Source organism: Cognatundibacterium curvum (genome assembly GCF_014284235.1).
Taxonomy (GTDB): domain Bacteria; phylum Pseudomonadota; class Gammaproteobacteria; order Burkholderiales; family Burkholderiaceae_D; genus Undibacterium; species Undibacterium curvum.
Genome location: NZ_JACOGD010000010.1, coordinates 87,838 through 104,108, shown reverse-complemented (window position 1 = coordinate 104,108; position 16,271 = coordinate 87,838). Strand labels below are relative to the sequence as shown.

General features: G+C 53.9%; 15 protein-coding genes. 3 read left to right on the top strand and 12 right to left on the bottom strand.

What is annotated here, in order from left to right:
• Window positions 1-42 precede the first annotated feature (42 nt).
• The 4 genes from H8K43_RS17150 to H8K43_RS17135 all read right to left on the bottom strand — a co-directional run bounded on the left by H8K43_RS17150 (window position 43) and on the right by H8K43_RS17135 (window position 3,695).
• The gene (locus tag H8K43_RS17150) at window positions 43-1,230 is read right to left on the bottom strand and encodes a serine hydrolase domain-containing protein (RefSeq protein WP_186904982.1); all 1,188 of its coding nucleotides are present in this window, start codon (window positions 1,228-1,230) and stop codon (window positions 43-45) included.
• Between the two features lie 284 nt (window positions 1,231-1,514).
• A complete protein-coding gene (locus H8K43_RS17145) occupies window positions 1,515-2,312 on the bottom strand; it encodes a TIGR00266 family protein (protein ID WP_186904981.1) in 798 nt (265 codons plus the stop codon).
• A 204-nt stretch (window positions 2,313-2,516) separates the two neighbouring features.
• A complete protein-coding gene (locus H8K43_RS17140; protein WP_186904980.1) occupies window positions 2,517-3,071 on the bottom strand; it encodes a GNAT family N-acetyltransferase in 555 nt (184 codons plus the stop codon).
• A gap of 60 nt (window positions 3,072-3,131) precedes the next feature.
• On the bottom strand, window positions 3,132-3,695 hold the full coding sequence (locus H8K43_RS17135) for a helix-turn-helix domain-containing protein (RefSeq protein ID WP_186904979.1): 564 nt from the start codon (window positions 3,693-3,695) through the stop codon (window positions 3,132-3,134).
• A 151-nt stretch (window positions 3,696-3,846) separates the two neighbouring features.
• Between H8K43_RS17135 and H8K43_RS17130 the strand changes: the two genes are divergently transcribed.
• Entirely contained in the window at window positions 3,847-4,905 is a 1,059-nt protein-coding gene (locus H8K43_RS17130) for a retroviral-like aspartic protease family protein (RefSeq protein WP_186904978.1), read from the top strand.
• A 62-nt stretch (window positions 4,906-4,967) separates the two neighbouring features.
• On the opposite strand, the gene H8K43_RS17125 is transcribed toward H8K43_RS17130, so the two are convergent.
• The 4 genes from H8K43_RS17125 to H8K43_RS17110 are packed head-to-tail and all read right to left on the bottom strand — an operon-like array spanning window position 4,968 to window position 9,270.
• Window positions 4,968-6,329: a hypothetical protein gene (locus tag H8K43_RS17125; protein ID WP_186904977.1), complete on the bottom strand. Its 1,362-nt coding sequence runs from the start codon at window positions 6,327-6,329 to the stop codon at window positions 4,968-4,970.
• Between the two features lies 1 nt (window position 6,330).
• A complete protein-coding gene (locus tag H8K43_RS17120; RefSeq protein WP_186905017.1) occupies window positions 6,331-7,092 on the bottom strand; it encodes an outer membrane lipoprotein-sorting protein in 762 nt (253 codons plus the stop codon).
• A 55-nt stretch (window positions 7,093-7,147) separates the two neighbouring features.
• Entirely contained in the window at window positions 7,148-8,578 is a 1,431-nt protein-coding gene (locus tag H8K43_RS17115; protein WP_186904976.1) for an ABC transporter permease, read from the bottom strand.
• Entirely contained in the window at window positions 8,575-9,270 is a 696-nt protein-coding gene (locus H8K43_RS17110) for an ABC transporter ATP-binding protein (RefSeq protein WP_162019201.1), read from the bottom strand. The genes H8K43_RS17115 and H8K43_RS17110 overlap by 4 nt, the downstream gene beginning before the upstream one ends.
• Window positions 9,271-9,592: 322 nt before the next feature.
• Here H8K43_RS17110 and H8K43_RS17105 point away from each other — a divergent pair, with 322 nt between their 5' ends.
• Window positions 9,593-10,603, top strand: coding sequence for a M14 family zinc carboxypeptidase (locus H8K43_RS17105; RefSeq protein ID WP_162019202.1), 1,011 nt, complete (start codon window positions 9,593-9,595; stop codon window positions 10,601-10,603).
• 16 nt (window positions 10,604-10,619) lie between these two features.
• Window positions 10,620-11,408 (top strand): alpha/beta fold hydrolase, encoded by a 789-nt coding sequence (locus H8K43_RS17100; RefSeq protein ID WP_186904975.1) that lies wholly within the window; start codon window positions 10,620-10,622, stop codon window positions 11,406-11,408.
• Window positions 11,409-11,430: 22 nt separating this feature from the next.
• Here H8K43_RS17100 and H8K43_RS17095 read toward each other — a convergent pair whose 3' ends face one another.
• The 4 genes from H8K43_RS17095 to H8K43_RS17080 all read right to left on the bottom strand — a co-directional run bounded on the left by H8K43_RS17095 (window position 11,431) and on the right by H8K43_RS17080 (window position 16,229).
• Window positions 11,431-12,342, bottom strand: coding sequence for a hydroxymethylglutaryl-CoA lyase (locus H8K43_RS17095; RefSeq protein WP_186904974.1), 912 nt, complete (start codon window positions 12,340-12,342; stop codon window positions 11,431-11,433).
• A 23-nt stretch (window positions 12,343-12,365) separates the two neighbouring features.
• Window positions 12,366-13,112, bottom strand: coding sequence for a pyridoxine 5'-phosphate synthase (locus H8K43_RS17090; protein ID WP_186904973.1), 747 nt, complete (start codon window positions 13,110-13,112; stop codon window positions 12,366-12,368).
• Window positions 13,113-13,415: 303 nt separating this feature from the next.
• Window positions 13,416-15,410, bottom strand: a complete 1,995-nt coding sequence (locus H8K43_RS17085) for an acetyl-CoA carboxylase biotin carboxylase subunit (protein ID WP_186904972.1) — start codon at window positions 15,408-15,410, stop codon at window positions 13,416-13,418.
• Between the two features lie 27 nt (window positions 15,411-15,437).
• Window positions 15,438-16,229, bottom strand: a complete 792-nt coding sequence (locus H8K43_RS17080; protein WP_186904971.1) for a hypothetical protein — start codon at window positions 16,227-16,229, stop codon at window positions 15,438-15,440.
• Between the last annotated feature and the right edge of the window lie 42 nt (window positions 16,230-16,271).

Genomic DNA, 16,271 nt, shown 5'->3' with positions numbered 1-16,271 from the left:
TTTTGGGGCGCTGATGTGCTGCTGATTTCTCCTTAGTTTTCCTTACTTGCCTGATGCATGTAAAGGCTGCGTCTGACTGACGGTATTTGCCTGCCCTTTTGTCTGCGCTTTTGCCTGCACAATCAAGTCCTCAATGTCCTCAGCCAGCGGAAATTTCAGCTCATAATTCGATAACAGGATGACGACATAGCCCGCGTCCTGATACATATCAAAATTCGCCCGCGCGCCCGTAAAATGTCCGCTATGCCCGACCACCCGCCCGGCGTCGCCGGAATGCAATTGGAAACCATAACCATAGTCATACTTAGACATGGTCATATTCCCTGGTGTATGGTTTTGCCATAAGACTTGCAGACTCTCTGGCTTCAGCAGGCTGCCGTTGTTCAGCGCTGCAGAAAAGCGCAGTAAATCATGTAGCGTGGAATAGCCGCAACCAAATGCACTGCCTCTGAGCAGACCTTCAAAACTGCTTTCCTGCCTGCGTCCTGAGTTTTTTTGGATATCCATATAACCCATTGCCAGATTGTCGACCGGGTCATCCAGCGCATAGCTGTCGGAATTTTGCATGCCTGCTGGCTGGTAGATATGCTGGCGCACATAGGAAAAATAATTTTCGCCACTCAGTTTTTCTATGATGGCACCGAGCAGCAGATAACCGGTATTGCTATACGAATAGCGTGTTCCGGGCGGAAAGGATGGCGTCAATCCTTCCAGCAGCGGCTTCATGTCCACCAATTCTTTATACATGGCGCGTGAGCTGTGACGCGCTTTGGCCCGGCTCAGAAATTCAGGCAAGCCGCTGGTATGGTTGAGCAACTGGCCTACCGTGATGCGTTTGCTGACTGCGGCTGGCAACCAGCTCGCATCGAGGAATTTGTCCAGCTTATCATCGTAACTAAGGCGTCCTGCTTCCACCAGCTGCGCGATCGCCACCGCCGTGAACATCTTACCGACTGAGGCGATATTGAATTTTGTATCCAGCTTATTCGGCACATGGTAGCGCTGGCTGGCTTCACCGCACACCGATTCAAATAACACCTGGCCATGCTTTGCAATCAGCACTGCACCGGAAAATTCATCGCGCTCACATTTCTTTTGCAGTAAAGCGCCGACCTCTTGCCTCAATTGCTGATCGGCTGCACTTAATGTGACCGTGTCCGCCGCCTGTACCATGCCAACAGTGAAGCTGGCCAGTCCTGAAAAAACCAAACAAGAGATGTGTTTGAACATCGTTGCCCTGCTCCATAGGTGAGTACCGTTTTTGAGTACCGTTTTTGAGTACCGTTTTTGCGTACCGTTTTTGCGTACCGTTTCTGAGTGAAAAATTCTGCGCCTAAACTGGCACATCATAGGATACGGGGATGTTAAAAGAAACAATATTCTGGCAAGAGCAATTCAGCCTGACACATCCATACACGGGTCTGTCGTGCATTGGTACTCGGTATGCAAAAAAAAATCCCGGCAGAGGGAGTGCCGGGACAGAAGGGAGAATTGCAGTATGCGATACGCAAAAATCAGCGGTCGTTTTCAAACAGGTTACCGAGTCCGCCTAACACCGAGCCCTGTTCACCACCTTTGCCACCGCCCATCTGCGAGGCCGCTACTATACGGTTCGCGAGGCGGGATAAAGGCAGCGATTGCAGCCAGACTTTACCGGGGCCGCGCAGCGTGGCAAAGAACAGACCCTCACCACCAAACAGCGCGGTTTTCACACCACCGACAAACTGGATATCGAAATCCACATCAGGTGTGAACGCCACCACACAGCCGGTATCGACACGCAGAGTCTGACCCGGTTGCAGAGTCTTTTCTATAATCGCACCACCGGCATGTACAAAAGCCAGACCATCGCCTTCCAGTTTTTGCAGCACAAATCCTTCGCCACCAAAGAAGCCTGCACCCAGACGCTTCTGGAAACCTATGCCCAGCGAGACGCCCTTAGCCGCGCACAGGAAAGCATCTTTCTGACACAAAAGCGTGCCACCTAACTGACCCAGATGCATAGGCAGGATCTTGCCCGGGAAGGAGGCACCAAATGCGACCCGGCGCTTGGACATGCCATCCTGATTAGTGAACACAGTGGTGAACATAGATTCACCCGTGACCAGACGTTTACCGGCGCCCATCAGCTTGCCGAATAAACCGCTTTGCGATGCCGATCCATCCCCGAAAATGGTTTCCATCTGTATGCCATCTTCCATGTAAAACATGGCACCGGCTTCCCCAACTGCGGCCTCGTGCGGATCGAGTTCGATTTCCACGAACTGCATATCGTCGCCGTAAATCCGATAATCCACTACATCCATCGTCATGCTAATCGTCCTTTCTGAGCAGTTATGGTGCAGAGCAAGCCTATCTCCTCTGCCACCCGGCCATAGCCTGCTGTCTACGCTGTATGCGCATGGCAGCAGGGCGGCTACATCGCTGCGCATTGTAGGCAAAAGCCACACACATCAGACACGGTAATCGACGCTGAAATTTACCGGAAGCAAACACGGCACGGTCGCTGCATCATTTCAGACCGCGAGCAATTTATAAAACAAAGTCGTGCTGCACAGACGGCCATCCGGCTTCAGCGCAAAATCCGGAATCTGTCCGGCCTGCGTCCAGCCAGCACGCGCATACAAACGTTCTGCATCACCACCGGTTTCGGTATCGAGCACGATACAAGTCTTGCCCAGTTCGCGCGCCCGCTGTTCTGCTGCGCTCAGCAAGGCTGCCGCAATCCCCTGACGACGCGCGCGCCGGTGTACCAGCATCTTGGACAAATCGGCCCGATGCGGCTGATTGTCAGGCATCGCAGTGACCAGCTGCACCGTGCCCAACACACGTTCACGCGTGTGCAGACCATCACGAGGTTCGGGTCCTTCCAAGGCAACCAGCAAATGCCGCTCACCCGCCGCCAACCCTTGCACCACACCTTGCCAGAATGCATGCGCACGCTGCAAACTCAGGCCAGCCATAAAGCTGACCGAAGCCCCGCCCTCTACGCAATCACATAAGATTTCACTCAATTCAGCGCAATACGCCTGCGCCTGCTGCGCATCCCAACTGCAGATTCTGTAGTTCATCCATTTTCTCCTTTGCTTTATTTTTCTTGAAATGCAATGCCAGACAGCGCTGTGCAAATGTCATGGCTTAATCAGCGCAACCAGATAATGCGCGCTGCACTGACCAGGGTTGTGATAAGTGATTGCCTCGTTGAGTGACATTGCCAGACAATCGCCAGCAAGCAGCAGATAACTGAGCGCCCCCACCTGTATGCGCATCTGACCGGATATCAGCCAGACCTGCTGCGCAATATCCAGTTCCTGATGCAGATTTTCATAGTGAACCGTCTGCCCGGCCGGGAATTCAACTTCAACCAGATGCAACGGTGATAGTCCGGGCGGAGATAACTGACGACGGGTATAACCCGACTCGGGGTCTGTCCACACAATTTGCTGCGCAGCCGACTGTAATGGAGAAGGAGGTGAAGTCACCGCCGGTTCTGCTTCAAACAAGGAACCCAGCGTCACACCTAATGCTAAGGCCAGCTTATCCAGAACCACGGCAGTAGGACTGGTCGCCGCCCGCTCTATCAGCGAAATCGTGGAACGGCTGACCCCACTGCGTTGCGCAAGACCATCCAACGACCAGCCGCGGGCATCACGCAGCGCGCTTATCCGGTGAGCAATGAGTTGATTAACATCCATAATTTCTACTATATAAGAATATACATCTACTATATTAGATATGGTAGGAACTACAAAATCAAATTGATGTGTATCTGCAATTCCGTACAAAAAAACCACGTTGGGTGCAGTCTAAGGCTAGAGTCGGGGATATCCATTTGAAATCCCATTTTTGAAGTATCGAAGCTCTTCAAACACTTTTAATTTTATTAATTTTAATAATTTTAATAAAACAGCTATATTTCACACCACCGTATTTTTTTTAATTCAACCGCCTGTGTATACCCAAAATATGAAGAGAACAATCAAGAATTCGCTTTTAATGATCTGCCTGCTTAGCCTGGAATTGCTGGCTACGAATCAGGTATCTGCACAGGAGGCTATGTGTGAATATGAGGTTTTATCAAGCCTGCCCGTTTCGTTTGGAAGTGGAAATCGCCTGCCAATCATTGAGGGCGAAATCAATCAAAAACCGGCAACACTGTTATTGGATACAGGTGCAAACCTGACCTATATCATGCCGGAGGCGGCAGAGAAATTTAATCTTTTTGTAGGAAAACCCAGCAGTACCATAAACGGCATAGGTGGATCAACCAGCCGTTCAGTGACCAAACTCAACAGTCTGGCAATAGGTAACATCCGCGTAGATAAGCCTTACCTGTTCGTATTAAATGGCATGGGTTTCACACCCTATTTTGATGCAATTGCCGGCGCAGATTACTTATTGCAATCAGACTTAGAAATCAACTTACAGCAAAAAGAAATTAAATTTTACCGTGCAAAGAATTGCACAACCTATCCTGCACCAGCATGGGCAACGACTGCTGTCCCGTTTTTGGAAGCGGACAAAAACGATGATAGGCCGCATTTTGTCATCACGATTAACAACGAAAAATTTGTCGCTATTATCGATACAGCGGCCGAACGTTCTATGTTAAGTACGGTTGCCGCAAAGCGTATCGGAATAGATCCTGCCTCCGGCACACTGACACAAGGAGGAACAGCCGTTGGCGCGGGCACAGGAAAAGAAAAGACTTGGACGACGACACTGGATGAAGTAAAAATTGGTGAACTGATTTTAAAAAATCAAAAGATCATGATCAGTCAGCTTCCTGTAAACGATAACGGAACCATAGAGATTTTACTGGGCAAAGATTTTTTAATGCATCACCGGGCATTGTTTTCTATGGGTAGCCGTCAGCTGTATATCGCCAAATTCCCGGCAACTTAGGTAAAAAAGCGGGAGAGCGCCCAAGCTGAGCGCCCTCCCGCCTTAGTCCGATACGCATAAACTCAAAAATACTGCCTGAGCAGCACGCGCCAGCCGGATTCGGTATTGATCGCGCCATACTGACTCAAGGCGCTGCCGCTGTTTTTTTGCCATTGCAGGGCGACGTCCAGTTTGCCCTGGTGATAGCGGGCTTCCAGCCACAGGCGTTTGCTCGCGTCTTGCTGGTCGCGGTTCAGCATGGCGCTGAGGTCGAGGTGAGAGATCAGTGCGTCCTGCCAGCTTGCATACAAAAACAATTGCTGCCGGGTCGGGCTTTGCTGTGCCAGTTGCGCGGCATTGCGGTACGCGGCGTACAGCGGCAAAGGCCCGCGTTGCAGCCTGTCCCAGCCATCCTGATCCACCGCACGTCCATTGATATGCAGCTCGGCAGTCAGGGTCAGTTTATTCTGTGTGGTATAGCTGACACCGGCTGCCCATTGATTATGCCAGGCTGTTTGTCCGCTTTGCTGTTCTGCGAACGGCCGCAACGCTGTGTTTTGCACGACCTGATCCAGCAGCGGGGTGCTGTGACCACCGGCCCATTCCAGATAGGTCACGGTCGCATCATTGACCAGACCGGAAATCGTGGCACCAAACTGCGCAGGCTGATGACGCTGCTGCATGATCAGGAATTGCGGCGAGAAGTCGGCGACTTTCTGACTCAGCACCAGCATATAGCGGTCGCTGTGATTAGTCGCCCCCACATCCGGATTCCAGCCAGACTGCGGGCTGGCATCGGCCAGGCGCGGTGCTGCAATCAGCGTGGCGGAGCCGCCATCCCATAATTGCTGGGCGCGCAGCATGATGCTGCCCTGGCGGTTTTCTTTCAGGCTGGCCGGATCAATCGAGACCAGTGAGCGCACCGCGCCCTCCTTGAAAAAATCGACCGGGTTATAGCCATAGGCCACGCCATTGCGCACATTGATGCGCCCCACATCCAACAGCTGGCTGTCTTGCGGCTTCCAGCTCAGATAGGCTTCTTTGAGCGTATTGACCGCGTGTTCGCCTTTGCTGTTGGCGGGCCAGTTGAGGTCCAGCCGGTCGGCCAGCAGCAAGCGCCATTGTTGGTGCAGGCTCAGATCCCATTGCAGATCAAACGAAAGCCGCTGCTCCTGCTGCTCACGGGTTTGACCACTGCTCTGGCGCAGTTGCTGCGCACCGGCACCCGCCTCAGCGTAAAAGCGCCAGGCACGCGGTGCTTCCGGCGCTTTGACCATGGTATCGGCCAGCTTGAGCGCATCCAGATCAGGATCTTCCACTGGCGCAGTTTGTGCCAGCGTCAGACCTGAGCTACACAGCAAAGCGGCCAGCAGAGCCAGGCGCAGCGCGCTGTTTGGATGTGTCAGCCTGGTGTGGCGGGCTGAACGCAACTGTGAGGCAGGCATCTTATTCCGGCTTAAAGCGTGGCAGATAATCGCGTTGCAGCCAGGTCTCAGGCACTTCGCGTTTTACCCAGTCGCTGTAACGCATGATGGTGACCCAGTCCGGTTCCAGACCATCGATGATCACGGTTTCAGTCGGCCGCTCGGCACCGAACACCGTCTGATAACGGCGGTAATACGCGGTCTTCAGCAGCTTGCCGCTTTCGGAATAAAAACGCGACTTAATCGGACGCATACTGGACTGGTCTACCCACATCACGATGCGGTGGTAGCTCGCACTGTCATTGGCGGCATTCAGTTCCAGTTTGATGCTGCGACGGTTCTGGCGCTCGCCATCCTGCGTGTCTTCTTCACTGGCACTGACCGCCTGATAATCCTTGGCAAAGTTCACCGTCACCACATCCCCATTCGACGCCTGCCCCAGCAAGCGCTGCTGCGGTGACAGCCGGATACTGGCTTTGCTGGACGGGTCAAAGAACCACATGTCCTTACCATTAAACAGGATCAGCTTATTCGCATCGCGTGCCGGTGCCAGATAGCGCACCAGGCTGCGGAACTGGCCACCTTTAGGATCGGCTTTGGAATAGATCGCCAGTGTGCTGGCGTCGGTCTCTTTGCCTTTGCGGTATTCGACCAGGGTATTGGTCAGACCGAAAGGAAAATCAGGATTGCGTATCGCATCACTGGCCGCCAGAATTTCCTGCGGCGTCGCCGCCATTGCCAGCTGACTGCAGACACTCAGACCAGCCAGCAAGGCCAGCGCCATGAAACGGCAGGCTTGGGCTGCTGACAAAACAGAGAATGTAGCCATAGAATTTTCCTCATACATGACGCAGAGCGTCGACAATTTCAAATTGTGCTGCACGGTTAGCCGGCCACCAGGCTGACAGCGTGGTCACGATTATCATGCTCAGCATACTGCCGATCAGCAGTGGTAAATCCTGCCCTACCCGCACCAGGATCAGATAGGCATAGGAATAGCCGGGCGGTGTCCAGGTCCAGCCGCTGTGGTTGATCAGGTAAGCTACCGCCAGCGCGCACAATGCGCCCAGGATAGCGCCTATCACACCGAGCACCAATGCCTCGCATAAGAATAAGCGGCGGATACCGGAGCGGCGCAAGCCGATAGCGCGCAGGGTGCCGATTTCAGCCGTGCGTTCCACCACTGCGGTACTCATGGTATTCCCTATCGTGAATAAGACGATCACACCGATCAGCATCGCGATAAAACTGAACATGGAATCCATGAACTGATTGGTCTGTCCATAGGTAGGATTCAGAGCTTCAAAATCGAGTACATCCAGCGTCTGATCAGGAAATTTTTCTTTGAGCAGCGCGGCAATACGCGCTCTGGCCTGCGGGATTTGCTGAGTCAGTTCCAGCTGCACCATCAGCGCGGTGACTTCGGGTTCACGCTTGCCATAAATCAGGCGCTGCGCCTGCTGCAAATGCATCGCCATATAGATATCATCGAGTGCCTTGATGCCCATATTATTGGCCTTGATCGCCTGCAGACTCGCGACATTCGGCGCACCGCCCGACGTGGCGGCCAGCATTTCAATACGGTTTTCTGTGACGACTGGCTGGCTGTCTTTTTCCAACGCCGAGAGGGCTGAAATATCGTCGGGTAAGCTGCTGCCTGCGCTCTCATTCGTGCTCTCATTCGCGCTTTGTTTCGGTACAGCTTTGGCTTCTTCCTTGCGCTGATCGCGGCAATGGCTGTCCTGCAGCAGACTGCAGAGCTTGAGCTTGCGCGCCACGCCCTGCCCGACCACTACCGAGTCAATGCTCTGTCCTTCCAGCGGCATCGGCAAGGCGTAACTTTTCACGCCATACTGATTCCAGCGCAGCATGGCATTGCGCTCTTCCGGCACGATACCGACTGCCATCACCGAGCGTGAAATACCGGCTGCGAAATTCCCGGCAATACCGCCCAGTTGCAGCGTCGGTGTCACTACCCTGAGCATAGGACGCAGTTCAGCATCATCGCGCAAAGCCTGGATCACCTGGCGGTAATCGCGTATGCCATAAGCGCTAGGATTATCGCTGCCATCTAAAAAATAGCCGCTGCGCTGAATCTGCAAATGGCCGGTGTATTGCACAAAGCCGGTCAGCGAACCATACATGATATTCGAGCGATAGCCGCCAAACAGCAGGATCGCGGTCAGGCCCACCACCATGGTCAGCACCGTGGTCAGCGAGCGGCGGCGGTTACGTAATAAATTGCGGATAGCCAGCATCAGGGTATTCATGCCTGTACCTCCTTCTGTGCGCTACCGACGATTTTGCCATCGCGGATAAACACCACATCATCGGCCTCGGCCTGAATCTGCGGATCATGGGATGAGAATACAAATGACACCTGACGTTCACGCTGCATGCGGCGCATCAGCGCAATCACTTCAGCACCGGTCTGGCTGTCCAGATTGGCGGTCGGCTCATCGGCCAGCACCAGCTCAGGCTGTATCGCCAGTGCGCGCGCTATCGCCACGCGCTGCCGCTGTCCACCCGATAACTGGCCCGGCAAATTATCGCGGCGGTTACTGAGACCGACGTCGTCCAGCAAAGCCAGCACGCGCTTCTTACGCTCTGCCGCAGGCACATTCGCGAGTATCAGTGGATATTCGATATTTTCATAGGCACTGAGCACAGGCAGCAAATTGAAGTTCTGAAAAATGAAGCCAATATGACGCGCACGAAAATCCGACAAATCATCATCCTTCATTTTTTGCACTTCCAGACCCGCAACCAGAATCTGACCGCTGTCCGGACGATCCAGACAACCAATCAGGTTCAGCAAGGTAGTTTTTCCACTGCCCGAGGGACCGGACAACACGGTAAAGCGATCAGGTGCTATATCGAGCGTAATATCACTCAGCGCTGGCACGTCCACCGCATCCATGTGATAAATCTTAGCGACCTCTTTCAAACGTACAGGAAACATAGATTTTTTCTCCAAAAAAGCAAACCAGTGCCAGCTGTCGAGCTATCCAGCCACCCAGCTACTCAGTCGCCAGCGCATCGTATACGGTTTAAGCAGATGAAACTTGTACATTTCCGACATCTTGCGTCATTTTGGCACGGACTGCCTTGCTCTCCCATGGTCTGCACCCGAACACACAACACAATGGATGTGCGACGACAGAAACGACAAAAAACCACAGGTATTCAGGTGCTGAAAAATATTTCCATCCTGCTCAGTGTCTTTCTTGCTTTATAAGGCCTCGTCCTCTAGGATGGCAGGGTCTTTTTTTCCAGCCACCGCCATGCCTGCATTGCCTGAGTTAAAAGAATTGGAACGTATTATCCAGCTGGGTCAGTCTCAGCTGGACGTGGCGGTGCTATGTGATGTGGATGTACAGCATAAGCGTTTTCCAGTGTACCGGCTGGCCTTGGGTAATCCTGATCCGGCCAAACCCGCAATCGGTTTTTTCGGCGGTATTCATGGACTGGAACGCATAGGTACTCAGGTCTTGCTGTCTTTTCTGCGTGGCTTACTGACGCGTCTGCAATGGGATAAAAGTCTGCAGCACATGCTGGACGACGTGCGGCTGGTGTTTATGCCGCTAATGAATCCGGGTGGTATGTGGCTGGCTACCCGCGCCAATCCTAACGGTGTCGATCTGATGCGCAATGCGCCGGTCGAAGCGCTCGATAAAGTGCCGTTTCTGCTCGGTGGTCATCGTTACAGCCGCCATCTGCCCTGGTATCGCGGGCCACTCGATGCACCGATGGAAATCGAGAATCAGGCACTGGTGCGCGCGGTCCGCGAAGAATTACTGGGCCGCCCCTTCAGTGTGGCGATAGACTGTCATTCCGGTTTCGGCCTGCGCGACCGGGTCTGGTTCCCCCATGCGCACAGCGTGCATCCGATACCGCATCTGGCCGATATCCTGGCACTGGAAGAGTTATTCCAGCAAACCCATCCGAATCACCGCTATCTGTTTGAACCACAAAGCCTGCAATATCAAACCCATGGCGATATCTGGGATTATCTGTATCTGGAAGCCCAACAACAGCCGGAACGCAGCTTTTTACCGCTAACGCTGGAAATGGGTTCCTGGTTGTGGGTCAAAAAAAATCCGCGCCAGCTATTCTCACGTCACGGCATGTTTAATCCTGTGGCAGAACACAGGCTGCACCGGGTACTGCGGCGGCATAACTCCTGGCTGGATTTTCTGATGCGCGCCACCTGCGGCTATCAGCAATGGCTGGCCAGCGGCCCTACCCGTCTGCGTCTGCAGGAACGGGCGGTACAACGCTGGTACCGGCCATGACAACACGGCAGGTCGTATGAGCTGGGTTTTATTACGCGGTCTGATGCGCGAACAGCGACATTGGGGTAGCTTCGTAGCGGCCTTGCAGCACGCCTATCCCGATCAGCGCATCCTGACGCTGGACTTTGCTGGCAATGGTGTCTTATCTGCGCAAAGCAGCGCCACCAGTGTGACTCAGATGGTGGAGCAATTGCGGGCGCAGTTAGGTACACAATCTGGACAACAGCAATCAGGCAAAATCCGGCTGATGGCGATTTCTTTAGGGGCGATGGTGGCAGTTGCCTGGGCTGAGCGCTATCCGGATGAAATTCAGGATCTGACGCTGATCAATACCAGCCTGGCGCCGCATAGTCCGTTTTATCAACGTCTGCGGCCACGCAATTATGCGGTACTGCTGTACACCATGTTGTGTGGCAGCTTACAACAACGTGAACAACTGATACTGCGTCTGACCAGTCAGCGCTTTAACGGCACTGCCGCAAAAGAGCAAGCAGCGGAAATCGTCGCGCACTGGGTCAGCCTGGCGCAGGCCCATCCGGTAAGCCGTCGCAATGTGCTGCGCCAGCTGTATGCGGCCATGCATTACCGCGCGCCGGATCAGGCGCCAGCTGTCGCTTTACGCATCCTGGCCGGTGCCAAAGATGCGCTGGTGAATCCGCAATGCTCCATCACGCTGGCCCACCGCTGGAATGCCGAATTGCGGCTGCATCCCGAGGCCGGACATGACCTGCCGCTGGATGATGCCGACTGGGTGATACGGCAAACTTTGGATTCAGTCGCTAAGCCGCTGAGCTCAGCGAGTTAGCTCAGCGACTTAGTCTGAACACTTAGCCCAGACGCTTAGCAGCTAGTGCATTACCGGCACGGCTGACCGCTTTACGGCCCAGGTGGGCAGAGATGAACTGACCCGCATCGACCACTGCATCCAGATCGATGCCGGTGTGTATGCCCAGGCCCTGCAGCATGAATAACACATCTTCGGTAGCGACATTGCCGGTTGCGCCTTTGGCGTAAGGGCAGCCACCGAGGCCCGCGACGCTGGAATGGAAAATCGAGACGCCGACTTCCAGGCTCGCATAGATATTGGCCAGCGCCTGACCATAGGTGTCGTGGAAGTGACCGGACAAACCAGTCAGCGGGAATTCCTGCGCCACGCTTTGCATCACGTGCTGCACCTGTCTGGCAGTACCGACGCCTATGGTGTCGGCGATGTCGATTTCGTCGCAACCCAGATCGCGCAAGCCACGCACCACATCCGCCACGCTGCTGACCGGCACTTCGCCCTGATACGGACAACCGAAAGAGCAGCTGATACTGCCACGCAGACGGATCTGATGCTGTTTGGCGGCAGCTGCGACTTCGCGGAAACGTTCTATCGATTCAGCGATGGAGCAGTTGATATTTTTTTGTGCGAACGCTTCCGAGGCCGAGCTGAAAATCACCACTTCATCCGCACCAGCCGCGAGTGCCGCTTCAAAGCCCTTCATATTCGGCGTCAGTACCGAATAAATCACACCGGGTTTGCGCGTGATCGCTGCCATCACTTCAGTTGAGGTTGCCATTTGTGGCACCCATTTGGGTGACACAAAAGACGCGGCTTCGATATTGGCAAAACCGGCGGCGGTCAGGCGGTTCACCAGTTCGATTTTGACTTCGGCCGGGATGCTTTCTTTTTCGTTTTGCAAACCATCGCGTGGTCCGACTTCAACGATTTTGACTTGTTGCGGTAACTGCGACATTTGTGTTCCCCCTGTGTTCCTCTTTAAGCAGCAGCCTGTGCTGCCTGCACGATAGCCAGATACTGACGTGTGACGCTGTCCATGCCTTGTTCCAGGCTTTCCACAATCACGGCATGACCGATAGAGACTTCGAGTATGCCCGGAATCTGTAAAAAACGGCCCAGGTTCTGCAGGTTCAGATCATGGCCCGCATTCACCCCCAGGCCCGCCTGCTGCGCGCGCTTCGCGGTGTCGGCAAACTGCGCCCAGATTGCATCATTCTCAGCACTGCCATAGGTTTCTGCATAGGGCTCGGTATATAGCTCAACACGGTCCGCACCCAGCTGACGCGCCAATGCCAGATCAGCGTCAGAAATACCTGCATCCACAAACAAGCTGCTGCGTATGCCGGCCGCCTGCAATTGCGCCAGTATCGGTGCCAGCAGCGCCGCATCGCGCTGCATATCCCAGCCGTGGTCAGATGTCAGCTGATCCGGCGCATCCGGCACCAGCGTGCATTGCGCAGGGCGATGGCGTAACACTACGTCCATGAATTCTTGCGCAGGATAACCTTCCACATTCAGTTCCGCACCGCGTTGCTGACACAGGCGACCTAAACTATCCACATCCGAGTAGCGCGCATGACGCTGATCCTGACGCGGATGCAAGGTAATCCCGGCCACACCGAGCTCAAGAAAGCGCGCAGAAAACGCATCCACATCCGGATAATTCCTGCCGCGCGAATTGCGCAGCAAAGCGATTTTATTGATATTGATAGAGAGTAGTGTCATTTCAATTCCTCATGGCGCCATGCATATGGCGAACTGTGGCTAGCAATCAGCATAGCTCATCATTGTATGTCTTTGTTTTGCAAGGCATCTACCGGCAACGTCATTCGAGGATGTGGCGTCAGATCAGACATGTTGAGCTTATCCAGTATATCAATGCTGCCCGCTACTCCCCTCTCCTACGAGCGGGAGAGGGGCCGGGGGTGAGGGCGGTGGCAAAGGCTGAACGGACATTTCATTCATTGCAGTTCATCAAGTACCCTCATCCATGCCCTTCTCCCGCATGCGGGAGAAGGGTTCCAAACCTTATTGCGCAAACGCCAGCAATTGCGCGCCTTCGCTGACCTGATCACCGACCGCATACAAAACTTCGTCGATCACGCCGTCATGCGGTGCTGAGATCGTGTGTTCCATTTTCATGGCTTCCATGATCAGCAAGGCATCGCCTTTTTTCACTTCCTGTTGCGGCTTGACCAGCACTGCCACGATCTTGCCCGGCATCGGTGCGGTCAGGCGGCCGCCTTCGGCTTCTGTTTCACCCGCATGGGCCAGCGCATCCTGATACTGCAGCACGCTATGCTGACCCTGGCTGAACACATGGAAGAATTCACCATCACGCACCACGGTGGCACGCACAGTTTGCTCACCCAGCGCCAGCACGATGTCATTGCCACTGGCTTGCACCAGACGCACTTCCGCTTCCTGCTGCGCGCTGCGTATGCGCCAGCCCTGCGCCAGATAAGTCACGCTGACACTGTGCGCCTGCTGTTCTTCCGTCCATTCCAGATTGCGCTGTAACTGACTGTTCATGCGCCAGCCATGGCTGCTCTGCCACGGATCGCTGCCAGTGCTTTGTTCGGAACGCAGCAAGGCCACAGCGGCGCACGCCAGCGTGCTCAGCGTAGCAGGCTGCAAAGCCGGGAATAAACTGGCCTGATTGCGCTCGATCAGACCGGTATCCAGGTCCGCGCCCGAAAACGCCTGCCCCGTCACCAGGCGCGATAAAAAGCCGATATTCGAATGCAGGCCAACGATCTGATACTGCGCCAATGCCTGCGCCATCCGCGCCAGTGCTTCCTGACGGTCTTTACCCCAGACGATCATTTTCGCGATCATAGGATCATAGAAAGGCGAAATGGTATCGCCTTCGCGTACACCGCTGTCGATACGGAAAGCCGCTGGTTCAGCAGCGCCGCCCAGCGTGAAACTGACTGCCTCTGGCGTGCGCAAGTGACGCAAAGTACCGATAGAAGGCAGGAAGCCTTTTTCCGGATTTTCAGCATACACACGCGCTTCGATGGCATGACCATGTATCCGCAATTCGGATTGTTGCAGCGGCAGTTTTTCACCGGCGGCGACACGCAACTGCCATTCCACCAGATCGGTACCGGTAATCATTTCTGTGACCGGATGTTCGACCTGCAGACGGGTATTCATTTCCATGAAGTAGAAAGAGCCATCCTGATTCGCGATGAACTCGACGGTACCCGCACCGACATAGCCGACTGCTTTGGCGGCGGCCACTGCGGCCTCGCCCATGGCTGCACGGCGCTCTGCGGTCATGCCGGGTGCCGGTGCTTCTTCCAGCACTTTCTGATGGCGGCGCTGTACCGAGCAATCGCGCTCAAACAGATACACGCAATTGCCATGGGTATCAGCGAACACCTGAATTTCGATATGACGCGGACGCTGCAGATATTTTTCTGCGAGTACCTTGTCGTCGCCAAAAGAATTGATCGCTTCGCGTTTACAGGATGCCAGACCGTCTTTGAAATCTTTGCTGCTTTCAATCACGCGCATGCCCTTGCCACCGCCACCGGCGCTGGCTTTCAGCAAGACCGGATAACCGATACGGTCGGCTTCAGTCTGCAAAAAGTCTGGGTCCTGATTGTCACCGTGATAGCCGGGTACCAGCGGTACATTGGCTTTTTCCATCAGTGATTTAGCTGCAGATTTACTGCCCATGGCTTCAATCGCAGAGGCTGGCGGACCAATGAATGCAATGCCATTACGGGCACAGGCTTCGGCGAACTCACTGTTCTCAGACAGAAAACCATATCCAGGATGAATCGCCTGGGCTCCAGTCTCCAATGCCACCGCGATGATTTTATCAGCGCGCAGATAGCTTTCCTTGGCCGCCGCCGGACCAATCAGCACCGCTTCATCACAGACCGCCACATGTCTGGCATTGGCGTCCGCTTCCGAATACACAGCGACGGTTTTGATACCCATGCGGCGTGCAGTCGCAGCGACACGGCAGGCGATTTCGCCACGGTTGGCGATCAGGATTTTGGTGAACATGGTTTGTCTCTCTCTTTAAAGTAGTTCTTATTCTGCAATAGCGACCGGCGCTTTTGACACCGTGACTACTGCATAACGAAGATTTCCATCCAGGTTAATTGGTGAATTTATATCCAGTAATTTTTTATTTGGTAAAACTTTTATCCAGCCATCCTGCTCTTTGAATTCCTGACTCATGCCATCCTGAGCTGTGATGCGTAATACACTACCCGGACTGACTTTCAGTTTCAGTAATTTCAAAAAACGAAAAGGCTTTTTCCTGTTCAGCATTCTCGATAAAGTGTCACCAACGCCATGTTCCTCAGGAAAAGCGCTGATACCGCCCCATAAAGACGCATAGTCTGCTGGCTGACGTGGATACTGTATCCTGATCTCGCTAACAAAACCCTGACATGGCATATCGTTATTGCATGCTTCGGGATGATCATTCCCATCACCCCTGCGTTTCGATTGAGAATTCACCTCAATCCCAAAATCTTTATATTTTTCCGGCTCATCCGGCAACACCACACAGTCATCCTCCAACATCGCCAGATCAATTTGCGTACGATCGTCTTCCAGCCAGATGCGCAAATCTTTCGGACGATGCGAAGCAGGTTTAGCTTCATACCTGAGACACCACAAATAATTGGTGCTCAAGGCAAGGACGGGCTGTATATATGGACGAAAACTATGCACTACCGAATATCGCATCCAGCTATTGGTATGCCCGGCAATTTCAACCAAAGAAGGGGTAGATTGTGCATAGACGGCTTGCTCCGTCACAGCAAACAATAATACAGCCGTTGCTGTGATGGTCTTCACCCATCGGTGTAGCATATCAGTCCCTTCCTCAGACATAGATAAGCCTGCTCTTCCTCA

Coding starts and splice junctions, on each gene's coding strand:
- H8K43_RS17135 (WP_186904979.1), bottom strand. CDS start 3,695: ATGGATGTTAATCAACTCATTGCTCACCGGATAAGCGCGCTGCGTGAT.
- H8K43_RS17090 (WP_186904973.1), bottom strand. CDS start 13,112: ATGACACTACTCTCTATCAATATCAATAAAATCGCTTTGCTGCGCAAT.
- H8K43_RS17080 (WP_186904971.1), bottom strand. CDS start 16,229: ATGCTACACCGATGGGTGAAGACCATCACAGCAACGGCTGTATTATTG.
- H8K43_RS17110 (WP_162019201.1), bottom strand. CDS start 9,270: ATGTTTCCTGTACGTTTGAAAGAGGTCGCTAAGATTTATCACATGGAT.
- H8K43_RS17125 (WP_186904977.1), bottom strand. CDS start 6,329: ATGCCTGCCTCACAGTTGCGTTCAGCCCGCCACACCAGGCTGACACAT.
- H8K43_RS17120 (WP_186905017.1), bottom strand. CDS start 7,092: ATGGCGCTGGCCTTGCTGGCTGGTCTGAGTGTCTGCAGTCAGCTGGCA.
- H8K43_RS17100 (WP_186904975.1), top strand. CDS start 10,620: ATGAGCTGGGTTTTATTACGCGGTCTGATGCGCGAACAGCGACATTGG.
- H8K43_RS17085 (WP_186904972.1), bottom strand. CDS start 15,410: ATGTTCACCAAAATCCTGATCGCCAACCGTGGCGAAATCGCCTGCCGT.
- H8K43_RS17140 (WP_186904980.1), bottom strand. CDS start 3,071: ATGAACTACAGAATCTGCAGTTGGGATGCGCAGCAGGCGCAGGCGTAT.
- H8K43_RS17150 (WP_186904982.1), bottom strand. CDS start 1,230: ATGTTCAAACACATCTCTTGTTTGGTTTTTTCAGGACTGGCCAGCTTC.
- H8K43_RS17105 (WP_162019202.1), top strand. CDS start 9,593: ATGCCTGCATTGCCTGAGTTAAAAGAATTGGAACGTATTATCCAGCTG.
- H8K43_RS17115 (WP_186904976.1), bottom strand. CDS start 8,578: ATGAATACCCTGATGCTGGCTATCCGCAATTTATTACGTAACCGCCGC.
- H8K43_RS17095 (WP_186904974.1), bottom strand. CDS start 12,342: ATGTCGCAGTTACCGCAACAAGTCAAAATCGTTGAAGTCGGACCACGC.
- H8K43_RS17145 (WP_186904981.1), bottom strand. CDS start 2,312: ATGACGATGGATGTAGTGGATTATCGGATTTACGGCGACGATATGCAG.